The sequence below is a fragment of the Haloarcula sp. DT43 genome, assembly GCF_037078405.1.
In the GTDB taxonomy this organism is placed as follows: Archaea; Halobacteriota; Halobacteria; order Halobacteriales; family Haloarculaceae; genus Haloarcula; species Haloarcula brevis.
In genome coordinates, this window is the sequence record NZ_JAYMGZ010000001.1 from 231,603 (window position 1) to 248,315 (window position 16,713).

The following is a 16,713-nucleotide window of genomic DNA, read 5'->3' on the forward strand; positions in this document are numbered from 1 at the left end:
CGCCGTATCCGACCGTGGCGCCTGTGGCCGCGAGCCGCGAACTGACGGAGGCCGAACCATGAAAGTCGGACTCCTCTACTCGCGCATCCGCCGGGACGAGAAGCTCCTGCTGTCGGAACTGCGCGAGCGCGACCACGAGATAGAGAAGATAGACGTCCGCAAACAGCAGTTCAACATCAGCGAGGCCCCCGAGGCCTTCGCGGACCTCGACATCGTCGTCGACCGCTGTCTGGCGACCAGCCGCAGCGTGTACGCGACGAAGTTCGCACAGGCCTACGGCGTCCCCGTGGTCAACGGGCCCGAGGTCGCCAACACCTGTGCGGACAAGGTCAACAACAGCCTCGCGCTAGAGGCTGCGGGCGTGCCGACGCCCAACACCGACGTGGCGTTCACCAAGGACGCCGCGCTGGAGTCCATCGAGAAGTTCGGCTACCCCTGCGTCCTCAAGCCCGTCGTGGGCTCGTGGGGCCGCCTGATGGCGAAGATAGACTCCCGCTCGGCCGCCGAGGCCATCCTGGAACACAAGGAGACGCTCGGCCACTACGAGCACAAAATCTTCTACGTCCAGGAGTTCGTCGACAAGCCCGGCCGCGACATGCGCGTGCTGGCCGTCGACGGCGAGCCAATCGCGGCGATGGTCCGCTCCTCGGACCACTGGCTCACCAACGCCGCCAAAGGAGCCGAAACCGCCGAGTTCGAACTGGACGGCCGCGCGCTGGAACTGGTCGAGAAGGCCTCCGACGCCGTCGGCGGCGGGCTGCTCGGCATCGACCTGATGGAGGTCGGGGTGTCGCAAGGCGACACCCAGGACGCGAGCGACGACGAGTCGCGAGCGCGTGAGTTCGAGGACTACACGGTCCACGAGGTCAACCACACCGTCGAGTTCAAGGCGCTGAACGAGGTCACCGACGTGGACGTGCCCGCGGAGGTCGTCGACTGGCTCGAAACCAAGGCGGCGACCGAGAGTGACGCCGAGGTGACGGCATGACGTACACGGCGAGCGTCGTCGGCGGTTCGGGCTTCACCGGCGGGGAACTGCTCCGCCTGCTCGACGGCCACCCCGAGTTCGAACTGGCCCAGGCGACAAGCCGCTCGAAGGAGAACAAGACCGTCGGCCACTCGCACCCGAACCTCCGGCACTCGGACCTGCGTTTCTCCTCGCCGGAGGACCTGGAATCGGTCGACGTACTGTTCGCCGCGACGCCCCACGGCGTCTCGATGGAGCAGATAGACGCGTTTCAGGAGGCCGCCGGCACGGTCGTCGACCTCTCGGCGGACTTCCGACTCGATTCCGAGGCCCAGTACGACGAGTGGTACGACGGGCACACGCGCCCGGACCTGCTCGAAGAGAGCGAGTACGCGCTGCCGGAACTCAACCGCGGCAATCTCGAAGGCGCGGACCTCATCGCTTCGGGCGGCTGTAACGCCACAGCGACGATTCTGGGCCTGCTCCCGCTGTTCGAGGCCGACATCCTCTCCGGCGACGAGCAGGTCGTCGTCGACGTGAAGGTCGGCTCCAGCGAGGGCGGGGCCGGCGGCGGCGAGGCCTCCAGCCACCCCGAGCGCTCGGGCGTCGTCCGCCCGTACGCGCCCACGGGTCACCGCCACGAGGCCGAGATTCAGCAGTTCCTCGGTATCGACGTGTCCTTCACCGTCCACGCGGTGGACATGATCCGCGGCGCGAGCGCGACCTGCCACGTCTTCCCCGAGGGCCCGGTTTCGAAGGGCGACCTCTGGGGAGCCTACCGCGGGCAGTACGAGGACGAACCGTTCGTCGAACTCGTCGCCGGCGGTGGCGGCGTCTACCGCTACCCCGAGCCCAAGTCGGTCGCGGGCACGAACCGCGCCGAGGTCGGCTTCGAACTCGACCCCGGAAACAAGCGACTGGTCGTGTTCTCGGCCATCGACAACATGATGAAGGGGTCGGCGGGACAGGCCGTTCACGCCGCGAACGTCGCCCTCGGCATCGAGGAGACGGCGGGCCTGGAGTTCCAGGGACTCCACCCCGTCGGCGCACCGTAACCCCTGGAGGTAGTTTTCATGACTGTAGTCATCAAAGTCGGTGGCGCTCGCGCGGTCGACCCCGCGGGGGCCCTTGCGGACGTGGCATCGTTAGTGGCAGACGGCGAGCGGGTCGTGGTCGTCCACGGCGGCTCGACGAAGGTCGACGAGACGCTCGAACGGCTCGGCGTCGAACCGGAGTACGTCGAGACGCCGTCGGGCATCGTCGGCCGGTTCACCGACGAGACGACGATGGAGGTGTTCGAGATGGCCTTCGGCCACCTCAACACCCAGCTCGTCGCCGGCCTCCAGAGCGAGGGCGTCGACGCGGTCGGGCTGAACGGCGTCGACGGCAAACTGCTCTACGGACCGCGCAAGTCCGCAGTGCGGGTCGTCGAGGACGGCAAGCGCAAGATTCGCCGTGGTGACCACTCGGGCACCATCAAGCGGGTCAACGGCGACCTGCTGGAGACGCTGCTTTCGGATGGCTACACGCCGGTCGCGGCACCGCCGATGGCCGGCGACGACGACGGCGAGGTAATCCCAGTGAATACGGACGCCGACCGCTCGGCGGCCGCCATCGCCGGCGAACTCGACGCGACGCTGGTCCTCCTGACCGACGTCGAGGGCGTCTACGCGGACCCCGAGGACCCGGCGACGCTCATCGAGGCCGTCGAGACGGCCGCCGACTGGGACGCCCTCGAAGACGCGGCCGAGGGCTTCATGAGCCGGAAGATAATGGCCGTCGAGGAGGCCCTCGACGGCGGCGCGCCCGAGGCGGTCGTGGCCGACGCCAACGCCGACGAGCCGATTTGCTCGGCGCTCGACGGCGGCGGCACGCACGTCTACGCCGGCGCACTCGCACAGGACGACCAACAGACGGAGGAAACAGACACATGAGCGGATTCGTCTTCAACGAGAAACCTATCCAGATAGAGCGCGGCGACGGCGCGTACGTCTACGACGACGGCGGCACAGAGTACCTAGACATGGGCGCGTCCTACGCCTGCGTCCCGCTCGGGCACGGTCACCCGGCGGTTCAGGACGCGGTGAGCGAGCAACTGGAGAAAATCACCTACGTGCAGGCGTCGTACCCCAACGCCGAGCGGACGGCGCTGTACGAACTGCTCGCCGACACCGCGCCGGACCCAATCGACAAGACCTGGCTCTGTAACTCCGGGACCGAGGCCAACGAGGCGGCGCTGAAGTTCGCCCGCTCGGCCACCGGGAACTCCAAAATCGTCGCGACGATGCAGGGGTTCCACGGCCGGACGATGGGTGCGCTGGCGACGACCTGGAAGGACAAGTACAAGAAGCCCTACGAGCCGCTCATCGGCGACGTGGAGTTCGTCCCCTACGACGACAGCGAGGCGCTGGCCGAGGCCGTCGACGAAGACACGGCCGCGTTCATCGTCGAACCGGTCCAGGGCGAGGGCGGCATCAACCCCACCTCGGACGGCTACCTCGAAGCCGCCCGGGAGATTACCGAAGAGGCCGGAGCGGCGCTCATCTTCGACGAGGTCCAGACGGGCATGGGCCGGACCGGCGCGCTGTGGAACTCCCAGCGGGCCGACGTCGCGCCCGACATGATAACCGCGGCGAAGGGGCTTGGCAACGGTCTCCCCGTCGGCGCGACGCTGTGCCGGGACTGGATAGCCGAGGACTACGGCTCCCACGCATCGACGTTCTCCGGCGGGCCGGTCATCTCCGCGGCCGCCGGCGCGACGGTGTCGACCATCGTCGAGGACGCCGTGCCGGAGAACGCCGCCGACATGGGCGAGTACCTCCAGGCGGAACTGGAGGCGGCTATCGGCGACGACGTGCGGGACATCCGCGGCGAGGGCCTGATGATCGGCGTCGAGGTCGGCCGCGGCGCGAACGCGGCGCTGAAGAAGCTCGCGCTGAACCACCAGGTGCTCGCGCTGCCGGCCGGCCGCACCGTGGTCCGACTGCTCCCGCCGCTGACCATCGCCGAGGCCCACGCCGACGCCGTCGTCGACGCGATGGTGGAGGTGGTGGGATGAGCGAAGCCGCGACGCGCGAGGCCGACACGGAGGCCCGCGACCTGCTGGAGACCATCGTCCGCACGCCCTCGGTCTCGCGGAACGAGCAGGCGGCCGCCCAGCGGCTGGTCGAGTTCTTCGAGGCCCACGACCGCGAGGCGTGGCTCGACGAGGTCGGCAACGTCCGCGCGCCCGACGACGACGGCGTCCTGCTGACCTCTCACATCGACACCGTGCCGGGCGACATCCCGGTCCGCGTCGAGGAGACCGACGAGGGCGACGTGCTGTGGGGCCGCGGCAGCGTCGACGCGAAGGGCCCGCTGTGTGCGATGGCCGTCGCGGCTGTCCGCACCGGGGCCTCCTTCGTCGGCGTCGTCGGCGAGGAGATCGACTCGAAGGGTGGCCGCTACCTGGTCGAGGACCGCGAGACGGCACCGGGAGCCGTCATCAACGGCGAGCCCTCCGGCTGGGAGGGCATCACGCTGGGCTACCGCGGCCTGCTGGCCGGGACCTACGTCGCCACGAGCGAGTCCGGCCACTCCTCGCGCCCGGAGAACAACGCCATCCAGGACGCCATCGACTGGTGGTCGTCGGTCGACGACGAGTTCGCCACCGACGAGTGGCACCCCGTCTTCGAGCGGGTCACCTGCAAACCCGTCGAGTTCAAGGGCGGCACGTCGACCGACGGGCTGAGCGTCGAGGCGACGATGGACGTCCAGCTACGGGTGCCCCCGGAGTACAGCACCGACGAAATCCGGGAAATCGCCGACGGGTTCCTGGAGAACGGCACGGTCAACTGGGACGACCGGGTCGAACCGGTGATGCAGAGCCCCCGGACCAACGTCGCGCGGGCGTTCCGGGCCGCCATCCGCCAGCACGAGGGCGACCCCACGCTGCTGCGCAAGACCGGCACCAGCGACATGAACGTCTACGCGAAGGCGTGGGACTGTCCGATGGTGACCTACGGGCCCGGCGACTCCGACCTCGACCACGCGCCCAACGAACACCTCCCGCTCGACGAGTACGACCGCTCCGTCGCGGTGCTCGAAACCGCGACCGAACGCCTGCTGGAGGACTAACATGGACATACTCGACGTCGACGACCTCACGACCGACGAACTGACCACCGTCCTCGACCGGGCCGCGGCCGTCAAGGCCGACCACGGCGAGGGAGGGTCGAGCGACCTGCTCGACCAGCAGACGCTCGGGATGATATTCGAGAAACCGTCGACCCGGACCCGCGTCTCCTTCGAGACGGGGATGACGCAACTGGGCGGCCACGCCGTCTTCCTCGGCCCCGACGACATCCACCTGGGCCACGGCGAACCCGTCAAGGACACCGCCCGCGCGCTCGGCCGCTACGTCGATTTCATCATGGCCCGCGTGTTCGACCACGCCGACGCGGAGGAACTGGCCGAGTACGCGGACGTCCCGGTCATCAACGGCCTGACCGACGACGCTCACCCCTGCCAGACGCTCGCCGACCTGCTGACGGTCCGCGAGCAGTTCGGCGACTTCGAGGACGTCTCCGTGGCGTGGGTCGGCGACGGCAACAACGTCTGCCAGTCGTTCGTCATCGGCGCGGCGATGGTCGGCCTCGACCTCACCGTCGCCACGCCGGAGGGCTACGGCATCTCCCACGACGTGGCCGACCGCGCCGCCGCCTTCGGCAACGCGCCCGAGACCACCCACGACCCCGAAGCGGCCGTCGCCGACGCCGACGTGGTGTACTCCGACGTGTGGGTCAGCATGGGCCAGGAGGACAAACGCGAGCAGAAACTGGCCGACTTCGAGGGGTTCCAGATTACGACGGGCCTGCTCGAAGACCGGCCGTTCATGCACTGTCTCCCCGCCCACCGCGGCGAGGAGGTCACCGACGACGCCATCGAATCCGACAACGCCATCGTCTGGGACCAGGCGGAAAACCGGCTGCACGCCCAGAAGGGGCTGTTGGTCTGGCTGTCCGAGCAGGCGTAACCCGAACGGAGTGCGGGGCGGCTTTTGCCCCACGTCTTTGCGTGAGCGGTCCCCGCAGCAAACAGCGTGAGCGAGGAAACCCGACGCGAAAAAATGGCCCACGGAGGGATTGCTGGCGTAACTGGTCGATCTGGAACGAAAATTTCGATCCCTCCGACTCACCGGCTGACTGCTGAGAAGCACCGATTCAGACCGACTGAACGGAGCTGACGGCTCTCGGACTACTTCGACTCGTCTCGAAAACGATGTGGGGCCGCTGTGATCTCTACCCGAAACGATGGCCTTTTCGCTACGTTTGGGGCAGTTTCACAACCCAGTCACAGGAACACGGACGAGGCTCGCTTGAGGAAGTCGACGGGGTCGGACCTGAGTTGGTTGACGTAGCGGACGGGGTTCGACTGCACCGCCTTGATCGATGCACGCCCCTCCCGGGTGACCCGGTGGAGGTACCCCTGCTGGAGCATCACGTTGCGCTCTTTGCTGTAGACCGGCTTGCTCGTCCGTCGAGCGATCTTGCGCGCCTGGTTGTGTGAACTCTCGATGAACAGTTTCGCGTCCGTCGACTGATAGACGTCGGCCTTGTACTCAGCGTGGTCGCCCGCGGCGACGCGAGCCGCCTTGTTGGGGTACTGCATCATCACCAGTTCGTCGTACTCGATGCCGTGCTCGTCGAGCCAGGCCGCCGTCTCTTCGCGGTACCGCTCCAGCCGGCAGGTCACGATCCGGCCGATAGACACGGACGGAACGCACTTCGGTCTGACCGTGGTGAGAAAATCACGGTAGTTCGCCCCGTCGTCGTTCTCCGTCGGGGTCGGATCGCGGCACAGGATTCCGTCCAGGTCGACGCAGGCGTCGTTGAGAAAGTCGTGGTGCATCATGTTCCACTCGAAGACGCGAGGGAAAGGGAGCGTCTGGGCGTACGTGTCGACGAACCGCTCTGACCCCTCGTCGACGTACACGGCCCCGTAGTACGTCTCCGCCGGAAGGTCGAGTGACTCGATTGTCTCTCGTGCTTCGGTCATCGCTCCGCCCTTGTAGACGGTGTCGTCGACGATCAGAATCTTCGAGAACGCCGAGACGTCGAACTCGCCGTCGTAGCGCTCACCCGCCTGGAGGAGCCGACCCTCCTGCAGTCCCTCGACGTCCGTCATGGGTAAGTTGAGGTGAAGCGACAACAGATTCGAAACGAGCATCCCGCTTCTCGGGATGCCGACAATCAGGTCGAGATTATCCGGCAAGTCGACGATCCAGTCTTGCGTATCGGCGCTGAGATGATCGAAACTCCTGTAGTTCATTGTTTGCTTGCATGGCAAGTATTAGCATTTCCCTGGTCCGGATGGCGCGACGGGACATGCGCTTACTTGTTTCCATAGTGATAATCATGGTCACCTATTAAGTACTTCGAACTATCGAGTGTGTGTCATCTGCGGACGAACCGCTGTACGGGCCGTCCTTATCCGGCTTTACGGCGGCCGTTACCGGTTCCGTCGGTGGCTCTCGCCCGACAGATGCCCTGTCTGTTGCCGAAACCTCCCGCGGCTCCAGTCGAACCGATGCCCATTTTTCTACGGTTGACAACACATCTCACAGTGTCCGTGGGCCTCGCATTGCCCTCGGATCGGACCGACTGACGCGCGTGCCACTGGGTGAGGACGAGGTAACGGCTCCGTTTATCCGCCAGGAGATGAAACACCTGGTCAATGGCGGTCGACTCCGCGACAGACCGGGACGGTGACCTACTCGTCGACGACGAACCGGCGCTCTCGAACGTGATGGCCTGTGTCTTCGGCGTCCAGGAACACGAAGTCCGGACCTACCGGACGCTGCTGCAGACGCCCGCCAGCACCGTCGAGGAACTCGCCGAGGAGCTCGGCCGGGACCGCTCGAACGTCAACCGGTCGCTGTCGACGCTCCGCGAGAAGGGGCTCGCGACGCGGCAACGGCGGCTCCTCGACGGCGGCGGCCACGTGTACCAGTACACCGCGACACCGCTGTCTGAGGCCCGCGAACTGATGCACGAGACGCTCGACGAGTGGACCGCCGCGGTCCACCACCGCATCGACGAGTTCGACGCCAGCCCCGACGAGTGAGCGCCGGGCGGGCGCGGTACGGCCGGCAACCGTCCGACTTTTGCCCACTGGGGGCATGGTCCCGACAATGGCTGACCTGCAACTCACCGACGACGTGCCACCGGTCGCCGACGACGGCGTCTGGCTGACCTGCATCGAGTGTGGTGAGACGTTCGCGCCCTTCGACGAGATTCGCTACACCTGCGACGACTGTGACGGCCTGCTCGAGGTCCGCTACGCCGACCTGCCGACCTTCGACGAGTTCGAGGGCTCGGGGGTCTGGCGGTACAACGCCGCGCTCCCGTTCGAGGAGGGCGTTACGCTGCCGGAGGGCGACACGCCGCTCCACGAGATGCCGCGTCTGAAAGACGACATCGGCGTCGACGCGCTCCGCGTGAAACACGAGGGGATGAACCCCACCGGCTCGTTCAAGGACCGCGGCATGACCGTCGGTGTCCGGGTCGCCCAGGAGGTCGGCGTCGACCGACTGGCCTGTGCCTCGACCGGCAACACCTCCGCGGCGCTTGCGGCCTACGGCGCACGCGGCGGGATGGAGACGCTCGTCCTCCTGCCGGCCGGCAAGGTCGCGGCCGGGAAAATCGCGCAGGCGAGCCTCCACCGCGCCCGGATTCTGGAGGTCGACGGCAACTTCGACCAGTGTCTCGACATCGTCCAGGACCTCGCCGCCCGCGGCGAGGCCTACCTGCTGAACTCGCTGAACCCGTTCCGCCTGGAGGGCCAGAAGACCATCGGGCTGGAAATCATGGAGGAGTTCTACGCCGACCACGGCGAGTACCCGGATCGCATCGTCCTGCCAGTCGGCAACGCCGGCAACACCGCGGCGCTGTACAAGTGCTTCCGCGAACTCGTCGCGGCCGGCGCGATAACCGAAGCCCAGGTGCCCAAGCTCACCGGCGTCCAGGCCGAGGGGGCCGCCCCGATGGTCGAGGCCATCGAGGAGGGGTACGAGGACACCCGCCGCTGGGAGGACGTCGAGACCCGCGCGACGGCAATCCGTATCGGCAATCCGGTCAACGCGCCGAAGGCGCTGCCGGGCATCCGCGAGACCGGCGGCACCGCGGTGGCCGTCTCCGACGAGGAAATCACTGAAGCACAGCGCGACATCGCCGGCGAGGGCGTCGGCGTCGAACCGGCGTCGGCGGCCTCCGTCGCCGGCCTCCGGAAACTCCGCCGCGAAGGCGAGGTCGATAGCGACGAGTCGGTCGTCTGCCTGACGACGGGGCACCTGCTCAAAGACCCCGACGCGGCCGCCGAGGCCGGCAACGACCCCGAGCCCGTCGAAAACAGCACCGAAGCCGTCCTGGAACTCATCGAGGACGACTCGTCGGTCGCCGCGACGGTCCGGCGGCAGGTCTCGAAGGCCGCCGACGCGCCGCTGGTCCCGGCGCTGGTCGCCGGCGGCCTGGGCGTCGCGTACCTCTACCGGAAACTCCGTTCGTAGAAGGACGGCGGGACGTCTCGACTCCGTCAGTGCTCCGCCCGCTCGGGCTCTAACCGGTACCGTGTCGTCTCCTGCCCGTCGAACCGGGGGCCGTTTCCGGTCGAGGCGAACCCGACGGCCTCGACGGCGGCCCGAACCTCTGATTCTTCCTCCGGAAGCAACAGTTCGACGGTCATGTGTTCCCGGCGGGCGAACTCGATTGGGTCGGCCAGGAGGTTCTCGCAGGCGTCGCCGGACCCGGCCAGCTGCGTCACGTGGACGGTCCCACGCTCGGCGTCGAAGCTCACGAACCCTACCACCTCGTCGTCGACCTCGGCCACGCGGACGGTGCGGTCGTGGACGAGGTTCCGCATCACGTCCGGCGGCCCGTCCGCGAGGGCGGCCAGTCGCTCGGCGTCGTCCTCGACAGCGTCGCGGATATCCATATCTGTGTGTGGGAACCCCATGCAAATAAACGGTGTGTCGGTGGCGCCCGGCCGCCCGGGTCGCGCCCGTCTCCGGACAGCAGGGCTTCACACGACGGAATCCGCCGGTCGCGGTCGACAGTGAGAGCCGGTCACAGATGAACACAGTTATCCCGAGCGACGGACAACGCGAGGGCAATGACTCACGCACACACGGGCGCGGTGGTAGCATGCGCGTAGTCGCCAAGTTCGGCGGGACGAGCCTCGGCAGCGGCGACCGCATCAACCGGGCGGCGGACTCGATTGCCGCGGCGGTCCAGCAGGGCCACGAGGTCGCGGTCGTCGCCTCGGCGATGGGCAACACGACCGACGAACTGCTCGAAGAGATAAACTACGACGCCGACTCCGCGGACCGCGCGGAAATCGTCTCGATGGGCGAGCGGACCTCCGTCCGCATGCTCAAGGGGGCGCTCGCTGCCCGCGGCATCGAGGCCGTCTTCCTCGAACCCGGCAGCGAAGACTGGCCGATAATCACCGACGAGTACGGCGAGGTCGACGTCGAGGAGACCCAGAAGCGCGCCCACGCGCTGGCCGGCCAGCTCAAGGACGTGGTCCCGGTCATCACTGGCTTCCTGGCGGAGGACCACGAGGGCAACGTGACGACGCTGGGCCGTGGCGGCTCGGACACGACCGCCGTGATGATGGGCGACTACATGGACGCCGACGAGGTCGTCATCGTCACCGACGTGGAAGGCGTCATGACCGGCGACCCCCGCGTCGTCGAGGGCGCGCGAAACGTCGGGAAGATCTCCGTCGACGAACTCCGCTCGCTGTCGTTCCGCGGGGCCGAGGTGGTCGCGCCGTCGGCGCTGTCGTACAAGACCGGCGACCTGGGGGTCCGCGTGGTCCACTACCAGCACGGCGACCTGCTCTCGGGCGGCACGTCCATCGAGGGCGAGTTCCAGAACCTCATCGACCTGCAGGAACAGCCCATCGCCTGCGTGACCGTCGCCGGCCGCGCCATCCGGAACAGCCCGGGCATCCTCGCGGACCTGGCAAGCGCCATCGCGGACGAGGAGATAAACATCGAGGCCAACTCCTCGGGGATGGACTCGCTGACGTTCTACGTCGACGAGGACGATGCCGAGGAGGCCGAGGCGCTGTTGCACGACCGCATCGTCGACGACGAGACGCTCTCGTCGGTCACCGTCGAGGACGAAATCGCCGTTATCCGCGTCACCGGCGGCGACCCCAGCCAGTCGGCGCTGGCCCACCAGGTCGTCGCGCCGCTGTCCGACGCGCACATCCACCTCTACGACGTGATTACGTCAGCCACGTCGGTCTCCGTGTTCGTTCCGTGGGAGGACCGCGAGCAGGCCCTCTCGCTCGTCCAGGACGTGTTCTGAGTTAGTCCGTCGACGACGCCTGCTCGAACCGGCTCGCCGGCAATAGTAGCTCGCTGACCTCTGGCAGGTGCTTCAGGTTGTAGACGATTTTCGCGTTGTCCGAGACCGGCGCGGCGATACACGACAGCCGAATCCCCTTCTCGGTGAGGTCCGGCGGGAGGATGTGACTCGCCGGCGACGGCATCTCGCCCTCGACGACCGCGACCGCGCAGTTCGTGCACGCCCCGCCCCGACAGGCGAAGGGCCACGCGAAGCCGTTCTTCTCGGCCGCCTCGAGCAGCGTGTCGTTCGGGTCGACGTAGAACCGCCCGAAGTCGGTCGAGCGCAGGCCCGCGTCGGCCGCCTTCTCGAACAGGTCCTCGTCGCCGAGCGACCAGCCGTGGTCTTCCAGCACTTCGAAGTTGAGAAACTCCACCATCGGGTCCTCCGGCTCCGGCGGGGCGTCGGACTCGGGCTCGGCCGTCTCGTCCGGGAGCGGGTCCCCCGGCTCGTACCCGTTCTGCAGTCGCTCGTAGGCCGTCTTGACCGCCTGGAACTCGGCCGTCGACCCGCCCTGGTCCGGGTGGGCCTCCTTGACCCGCTGGCGGTAGGCGTCGACTATCTCCCCGTCGTCGGCGTCGGGCAGGATTCCGAGAACCTCGAATGGGGACTCCACACCACACAGTAGCGGTCACGGACATAAATCCCCTCGTCCCGCTGCAGTATCTGCAGGCTACCGGCCCTGCGTCAGCCGGAAGCCGATTTCCCGCGGGAGCCCGGCGTCCTCGACGGCGTCGATGACTGCGCTCGTATCGTACTCTACGCGGCGTTCCTCGACGGTCAGCTCGTCGAGGTCGAGCACGGCGTAGGCGGCCCGATGGTCCCTATCGCGGGGCTGGCCCACGCTGCCGGGGTTCAGCACCACGCCCTCGTCGTACACCTCGTGGTGTTGCTGGTGCGTGTGGCCCATCACGAGGACGTCCTCGTCGCCCAGCAGGTCCGGGCCGAACTCCCCGGGAAACGTGTAGTGGTCCGGGTCGTCGGGGTGGCCGTGGACGAGTTTTACCCGGCCGTCACAGACCCGCCGCTCGTCGGGGAGGGCGGCGAGCCACGCCAGTTGCTCGTCGGAGAGCTGCTCGGTGGCGTGTTCGACGCCGGCCTGGGCCATCCCGTTGAACGCGAAGGGCGTCTCGCCGGCGACGGCCCGGTCGTGGTTCCCCATCACCGTCGGGACTTCGTCGGTCGGCCACGGAACCCCTTCCGGTAGCCCCGCCGACTCGCCCCGGATCGCGTCGACGCAGTCGGCGTGCCAGGGGTTGTAGCCGACCACGTCGCCCGCACAGACCAGTCCGTCGACGGCCGGCATGTCGGCGAGGACCGCCGCCAGCGCCACCCTGTTCCCGTGAATGTCCGAAAGCACTCCGAGCTTCATTGGTCGTTCCTATCCACTGAAGGGTCTTGAGTGTCGGTGCTGACGCAGCCGCCGTGTCGCCGGCGGCTCACTCGCCGTTGTAGACGGCCACGTCGAACGCGCCAGCGGTCCCGCTGACGCCGGCCGCGCAGACGGCGTGCTCGTACTCGTGGTCGTACACCTCGCGCGCCGCCGCGTCGGCCTCGCTCGCGGCCAGGTCGAACGCGGTCGGGCTGTCTTCTTCGTAGGTGGCGACGAGCGTCGGCTCGGTGACCTCCTCGACCAGCAGGGCGTCCCGGCGGACGGTCCCGACGACCGCGCCCGGCCCCTCGACGGTCGTCGTCGGGTCCGCCGCGTCGACGCCGACGATGCCCGCGATTCGTGGCGTGTCGTAGTCGTCCTTCTCGAAGTCAAGCGACAGGAGCGGCTCAGCCAGCGCGTCCCGCGCGGGGTAGCCCAGTTCGAGCTTCTCCGCGATGGGGTCGACGTGCGAGCCGTTGCCCACGACCGCGCCGCGCTCGGTGACGCGGACGCCGTTGTAGGAGATGTAGGGGTTGTCCGTCTCCGGCGCGTCCGGCGTCGGCTCGACGGTCACGGTACCGTCTCGCTGGACGGCCTGGCGGTTCGGGAACGAGCGCGAGGAGACGCGGTACGCGCCGACCTCGGGGCCGACGACGACGAATCGTCCGACGTACATACCCGACTGTGGTCGACACCCGGAAAAAGCGGTGTCGATGTCGCGCCGCCGAGTGCGCACGTAACGGTGTTGTGCTCCGAGCGGCGGCTGTGAGGGCTGCTGACACGCTTCATGTCCGACCGAATCGCGCAACGCTTACAAGGGGGCACGCGATACAGTAGAGTGCGCTCAGTCCATTGGGGTAGTGGCCAATCCTGAAGCCTTCTGGGGGCTTCGACCCTGGTTCGAATCCAGGATGGACTATTTCTGGGGCGACCACGTTCGATAGTCACATCCGTCTCGCACCCCGGATTCTTGTAGCTCGCCCCGAGAGTACGCGTATGGCTCCCGCGCACGTGCTCGTCCCGCTCGACGGCTCGCCGCTCTCGGACGAGGCGCTGACCTACGCGCTGTCGACCTTCGACTGCGAGATAACGGTGCTGAACGTCGTCGCGCCCCTCGACGCGGGGATGAGCGAGGGCGGGCTGCTCGAACCGGGTGACGAGCGCCGCGAGGCGGCGATGGAGCGGGCGAACGACCTCGTCGAACGAGCGAGGCGGCGGGCGGCCGAGCGCGACCAGGCCGTCGACACCGCCGTCGAGTCCGGCGACCCGGCGGAGACGATTCTCGATGCGGTCTCCGAACGGGACGTCGACCAGGTGGTGATGGGCGGCCACGGCGGGGCGCGAAACGAAATCGCCCGGCGGCTGCTCGGGACCGTGGCGACGGCGGTCGTCAGCGAAGCGCCGGTGACGGTGACGGTCGTGCGGTAGCCGTCGGCACCCTTACGCCTGGCCGCCGAGGACCGCTGCCAGCGCCTGGTACACGCCGTAGCCGACGGCGACGCTCGTGACGAGCGTGATGAGCCAGAAACCGACGGTGACGCCGATTTTCCGGCGGGAGACGCCGGCCGACCCGCCCGCGAGGCCGCCGCCGATGACCCCGGAGATGATGATGTTGTTGAACGAGATGGGGATGCCCAGCGCGATGGCGGCCTGGGCGATGATGAAGCCGGGGACCAGTGCGGCGATGGACCGCCGGACGCCGAGCTGGGCGTACTCGCGGGAGGTGGCCTGCAGGAGACGGGGCGCGCCCATCCACGCGCCGCCGAGGATGCCGGCGGCCCCGAGCGCCAGCAGGAGGAGGCCGGGCAGGCCGAGTTCGATGCGGTAGAGGTTCTCCAGCGGTCCGGTGGCGAGGCCGACCTGGCTGCCGCCGCTGGAGAACGCGACGACGCTGCCCAGCGCGACCAGGAAGGTCTTGATGCCCTCGTCGACGGCGGCCTGGGTCCGCAGGCGGATGTAGTAGAAGCTCCCGGCGGCGACCAGCAGCGTCAGGACCACCGCGGCGACCTCGGTCCCGGCGACCATGGCCGCGAAGCCCGCGAGTGAGCCCTGCTCGCTCCCGGGCGGCGAGGGGATGACGCTCAACTGGACGTTGGCGACGATACCGCCGACGACGCCGGCCAGCAGTGGGACGCCGACGGTCTCCGGGATGTCGTCGCGGCGAAGGAGCGTCGCAGTGAGGTAGGCGAGGCCGCCCGAGACCGGCGGGACGAGCAGCCAGAACGTCGCGATTCGGCGGTAGGTGCCGAACACCGGGTCGCCGCCCAGCGAGAGGCCGACGCCGACCATCGCGCCGGTCGTCGCGAACGCCGCGGGAACGGGATAGCCCGAGTAGATGCCGAAGGCCATGAACGCCGTCGCGGTCAGCAGGCCGGCGACCGCCGCAAGCGACGTGATGGTCGCGCCGTCGATGAGGCCAGCCCCGACCGTCTCGGAGATGCTCCCGCCCTGTGTGAGCGCGCCCAGTGCGGCGAGGATGCCGATGAGGAACGCGGCCCGCATCGTCGAGATGGCGTTCGCACCGATGGCCGGGGCGAAGGGCGGCGAGTTGCTGTTGGCACCGAGCGTCCAGGCGGTCACGAGGCCGGTGACCGTCGCGAGGACGACCAGCGCCCAGAAGACGACGGTGGTCACCGCGTGCCGGGCCCCTTCGAGGCCTGCCTGCCGTTGCTGTGTGAACCCGACCGGTGTGTCATTGCCAGCCGTTCACACTCAGTGCATAAAATGCTCGCGGCGCCGGACGGCGACGCCACCTTGGGACGATTTGTCGCAGATGTGGCTAATGTGTGACACCGAAGTCTTTAACGCCCATCGACACCGCTGGTGGGACATGTCACAACGGAGACGCACGTTCATCAGCAGCGTCGGTACCGCAACTGCAATCGGGTTAGCCGGGTGTCTCGGCGGCGGTGACGGCGGGAGCGACGGCGGGAGCACCGCGAGCGACGGCGGCGACGGCGGCGACAGCGGCCCGGCCGCCCGCGTCGGAATGGTGTACGCGACCGGCGGCCTCGGCGACGGGTCGTTCAACGACCAGGCCCAGACCGGGGCCATCCGGGCGGCGGAGGAACTCGACATCGAATACGACGAATCCCAGCCCGAGGCGGTACAGGACTTCGCGAACCTCCAGCAGCAGTACGCGCAGTCGACGAACCCGGACTACGACCTGGTCTGTTGTATCGGCTTTCTGCAGGCCGACGCCCTCACCGAGAACGCCGAACAGTACCCCGAGCAGAACTTCATGATCGTCGACTCCGTCGTCGACGCGGACAACGTCGGCTCGTACGTGTTCGGCGAGCACCAGGGCTCGTTCCTCATCGGCGTGCTGGCCGCCCGCCTGTCCAGCCAGGACTTCTCGGCCGGTGGCGGCTCCACGCAGGGTGACTCCACGAACGTCGGCTTCGTCGGCGGCGTCGAGGGCGACCTCATCGGCCGCTTCGAGGCCGGCTACAAGGCCGGCGTCAAGCACGTCAACGAGGACATCGACATCCAGACGGCCTACGTCGGCGACTTCAACGACCCCTCCGGCGGTCAGGAGGCGGCCCTCTCGATGTACAACTCCGGGGCCGACATCGTCTACCACGCGGCCGGCAACACCGGGACTGGCGTGTTCCGGGCGGCCCAGGAGGCGGGCCGGTTCGCCGTCGGCGTCGACCGCGACCAGTCGGTCACGTTGGAGAACTTCAGCGACATCATCCTCGCGAGCATGGTCAAGCGCGTCGACAACGCGGTGTACACGTCGGTCGAATCCGTCGTCAACGACAACTTCGAGGGTGGGGCGGTGAACACGCTCGGCCTCGAACAGAACGGCGTCGAGGCGGTGTACGGCCAGCAGCTCGGCTCGGAAATCCCACAGAGCGTCAAAGACGAGGTGTCCGAGGTCCGCCAGAGCATCATCGACGGCGACATCAGCGTGCCGACCGACCCCGGCAACGTCTGACCGGCCGACCACGCGCGGACGCATATTTTTGCCAGACCTG

Annotated in this window: 17 protein-coding genes and 1 tRNA gene; 12 read left to right on the forward strand and 6 right to left on the reverse strand. The window is 68.0% G+C overall.

The annotated features are described in order from the left end of the window. Nucleotides 1-58 precede the first annotated feature (58 nt). The 6 genes from lysX to argF are packed head-to-tail and all read left to right on the forward strand — an operon-like array spanning nucleotide 59 to nucleotide 5,981. Nucleotides 59-988: a lysine biosynthesis protein LysX gene (gene lysX / locus VI123_RS01245; RefSeq protein ID WP_336336260.1), complete on the forward strand. Its 930-nt coding sequence runs from the start codon at nucleotides 59-61 to the stop codon at nucleotides 986-988. Beyond that, nucleotides 985-2,022, forward strand: coding sequence for an N-acetyl-gamma-glutamyl-phosphate reductase (gene argC / locus VI123_RS01250; RefSeq protein ID WP_336336261.1), 1,038 nt, complete (start codon nucleotides 985-987; stop codon nucleotides 2,020-2,022). The genes lysX and argC overlap by 4 nt, the downstream gene beginning before the upstream one ends. A gap of 18 nt (nucleotides 2,023-2,040) precedes the next feature. Next, on the forward strand, nucleotides 2,041-2,901 hold the full coding sequence (locus VI123_RS01255; RefSeq protein ID WP_336336262.1) for an acetylglutamate/acetylaminoadipate kinase: 861 nt from the start codon (nucleotides 2,041-2,043) through the stop codon (nucleotides 2,899-2,901). Next, a complete protein-coding gene (locus tag VI123_RS01260; protein ID WP_336336263.1) occupies nucleotides 2,898-4,025 on the forward strand; it encodes an aspartate aminotransferase family protein in 1,128 nt (375 codons plus the stop codon). Before VI123_RS01255 ends, VI123_RS01260 begins: the two co-directional genes overlap by 4 nt. Further along, nucleotides 4,022-5,083 carry a [LysW]-lysine hydrolase gene (locus VI123_RS01265; protein ID WP_336336264.1) on the forward strand — a complete coding sequence of 354 codons (1,062 nt, stop codon included), beginning with the start codon at nucleotides 4,022-4,024 and terminating at the stop codon, nucleotides 5,081-5,083. The genes VI123_RS01260 and VI123_RS01265 overlap by 4 nt, the downstream gene beginning before the upstream one ends. A gap of 1 nt (nucleotide 5,084) precedes the next feature. Then, nucleotides 5,085-5,981, forward strand: coding sequence for an ornithine carbamoyltransferase (argF, locus tag VI123_RS01270; protein ID WP_336336265.1), 897 nt, complete (start codon nucleotides 5,085-5,087; stop codon nucleotides 5,979-5,981). 317 nt (nucleotides 5,982-6,298) lie between these two features. Here argF and VI123_RS01275 read toward each other — a convergent pair whose 3' ends face one another. Then, nucleotides 6,299-7,132, reverse strand: a complete 834-nt coding sequence (locus VI123_RS01275) for an orotate phosphoribosyltransferase (protein WP_336336266.1) — start codon at nucleotides 7,130-7,132, stop codon at nucleotides 6,299-6,301. A 549-nt stretch (nucleotides 7,133-7,681) separates the two neighbouring features. Here VI123_RS01275 and VI123_RS01280 point away from each other — a divergent pair. Next, nucleotides 7,682-8,071, forward strand: coding sequence for a helix-turn-helix domain-containing protein (locus tag VI123_RS01280; protein WP_336336267.1), 390 nt, complete (start codon nucleotides 7,682-7,684; stop codon nucleotides 8,069-8,071). Between the two features lie 55 nt (nucleotides 8,072-8,126). Continuing rightward, nucleotides 8,127-9,512 (forward strand): threonine synthase, encoded by a 1,386-nt coding sequence (gene thrC, locus VI123_RS01285; RefSeq protein WP_336336268.1) that lies wholly within the window; start codon nucleotides 8,127-8,129, stop codon nucleotides 9,510-9,512. A 26-nt stretch (nucleotides 9,513-9,538) separates the two neighbouring features. Here the strand turns inward: thrC and VI123_RS01290 are convergent, their stop codons facing one another. Further along, complete coding sequence (locus VI123_RS01290) at nucleotides 9,539-9,937, reverse strand: GNAT family N-acetyltransferase (protein ID WP_336336269.1); 399 nt, start codon at nucleotides 9,935-9,937, stop codon at nucleotides 9,539-9,541. A 209-nt stretch (nucleotides 9,938-10,146) separates the two neighbouring features. Between VI123_RS01290 and VI123_RS01295 the strand changes: the two genes are divergently transcribed. Further along, nucleotides 10,147-11,322, forward strand: coding sequence for an aspartate kinase (locus VI123_RS01295; RefSeq protein WP_336336270.1), 1,176 nt, complete (start codon nucleotides 10,147-10,149; stop codon nucleotides 11,320-11,322). 1 nt (nucleotide 11,323) lies between these two features. Here VI123_RS01295 and fer read toward each other — a convergent pair whose 3' ends face one another. The 3 genes from fer to VI123_RS01310 form a co-directional block, all read right to left on the reverse strand. Beyond that, nucleotides 11,324-11,977: a ferredoxin Fer gene (fer, locus tag VI123_RS01300; protein ID WP_336336271.1), complete on the reverse strand. Its 654-nt coding sequence runs from the start codon at nucleotides 11,975-11,977 to the stop codon at nucleotides 11,324-11,326. A 57-nt stretch (nucleotides 11,978-12,034) separates the two neighbouring features. Further along, entirely contained in the window at nucleotides 12,035-12,733 is a 699-nt protein-coding gene (locus VI123_RS01305; protein ID WP_336336272.1) for a metallophosphoesterase family protein, read from the reverse strand. Between the two features lie 67 nt (nucleotides 12,734-12,800). Continuing rightward, on the reverse strand, nucleotides 12,801-13,409 hold the full coding sequence (locus VI123_RS01310) for an IMP cyclohydrolase (protein ID WP_336336273.1): 609 nt from the start codon (nucleotides 13,407-13,409) through the stop codon (nucleotides 12,801-12,803). Between the two features lie 170 nt (nucleotides 13,410-13,579). On the opposite strand from VI123_RS01310, the gene VI123_RS01315 reads away from it, so the two are divergent. Both VI123_RS01315 and VI123_RS01320 read left to right on the forward strand, forming a co-directional pair. Beyond that, nucleotides 13,580-13,652, forward strand: a tRNA-Gln gene (locus VI123_RS01315). 77 nt (nucleotides 13,653-13,729) lie between these two features. Next, on the forward strand, nucleotides 13,730-14,161 hold the full coding sequence (locus tag VI123_RS01320) for a universal stress protein (protein ID WP_336336274.1): 432 nt from the start codon (nucleotides 13,730-13,732) through the stop codon (nucleotides 14,159-14,161). A gap of 12 nt (nucleotides 14,162-14,173) precedes the next feature. On the opposite strand, the gene VI123_RS01325 is transcribed toward VI123_RS01320, so the two are convergent. Beyond that, a complete protein-coding gene (locus VI123_RS01325; protein WP_336336275.1) occupies nucleotides 14,174-15,367 on the reverse strand; it encodes an inorganic phosphate transporter in 1,194 nt (397 codons plus the stop codon). 148 nt (nucleotides 15,368-15,515) lie between these two features. Here VI123_RS01325 and VI123_RS01330 point away from each other — a divergent pair, with 148 nt between their 5' ends. After that, on the forward strand, nucleotides 15,516-16,673 hold the full coding sequence (locus tag VI123_RS01330) for a BMP family lipoprotein (protein ID WP_407066969.1): 1,158 nt from the start codon (nucleotides 15,516-15,518) through the stop codon (nucleotides 16,671-16,673). Nucleotides 16,674-16,713: the final 40 nt, after the last annotated feature.

What these genes read in the sequence shown, in the direction of transcription:
- lysX (WP_336336260.1), top strand. Translation starts at nt 59, where the DNA reads ATGAAAGTCGGACTCCTCTACTCGCGCATCCGCCGGGACGAGAAGCTC.
- VI123_RS01275 (WP_336336266.1), bottom strand. Translation starts at nt 7,132, where the DNA reads ATGACGGACGTCGAGGGACTGCAGGAGGGTCGGCTCCTCCAGGCGGGT.
- VI123_RS01330 (WP_407066969.1), top strand. Translation starts at nt 15,516, where the DNA reads ATGTGTGACACCGAAGTCTTTAACGCCCATCGACACCGCTGGTGGGAC.
- VI123_RS01305 (WP_336336272.1), bottom strand. Translation starts at nt 12,733, where the DNA reads ATGAAGCTCGGAGTGCTTTCGGACATTCACGGGAACAGGGTGGCGCTG.
- VI123_RS01310 (WP_336336273.1), bottom strand. Translation starts at nt 13,409, where the DNA reads ATGTACGTCGGACGATTCGTCGTCGTCGGCCCCGAGGTCGGCGCGTAC.
- argF (WP_336336265.1), top strand. Translation starts at nt 5,085, where the DNA reads ATGGACATACTCGACGTCGACGACCTCACGACCGACGAACTGACCACC.
- VI123_RS01260 (WP_336336263.1), top strand. Translation starts at nt 2,898, where the DNA reads ATGAGCGGATTCGTCTTCAACGAGAAACCTATCCAGATAGAGCGCGGC.
- thrC (WP_336336268.1), top strand. Translation starts at nt 8,127, where the DNA reads ATGGTCCCGACAATGGCTGACCTGCAACTCACCGACGACGTGCCACCG.
- VI123_RS01290 (WP_336336269.1), bottom strand. Translation starts at nt 9,937, where the DNA reads ATGGATATCCGCGACGCTGTCGAGGACGACGCCGAGCGACTGGCCGCC.
- VI123_RS01265 (WP_336336264.1), top strand. Translation starts at nt 4,022, where the DNA reads ATGAGCGAAGCCGCGACGCGCGAGGCCGACACGGAGGCCCGCGACCTG.
- VI123_RS01280 (WP_336336267.1), top strand. Translation starts at nt 7,682, where the DNA reads ATGGCGGTCGACTCCGCGACAGACCGGGACGGTGACCTACTCGTCGAC.
- argC (WP_336336261.1), top strand. Translation starts at nt 985, where the DNA reads ATGACGTACACGGCGAGCGTCGTCGGCGGTTCGGGCTTCACCGGCGGG.
- VI123_RS01320 (WP_336336274.1), top strand. Translation starts at nt 13,730, where the DNA reads ATGGCTCCCGCGCACGTGCTCGTCCCGCTCGACGGCTCGCCGCTCTCG.
- VI123_RS01295 (WP_336336270.1), top strand. Translation starts at nt 10,147, where the DNA reads ATGCGCGTAGTCGCCAAGTTCGGCGGGACGAGCCTCGGCAGCGGCGAC.
- VI123_RS01255 (WP_336336262.1), top strand. Translation starts at nt 2,041, where the DNA reads ATGACTGTAGTCATCAAAGTCGGTGGCGCTCGCGCGGTCGACCCCGCG.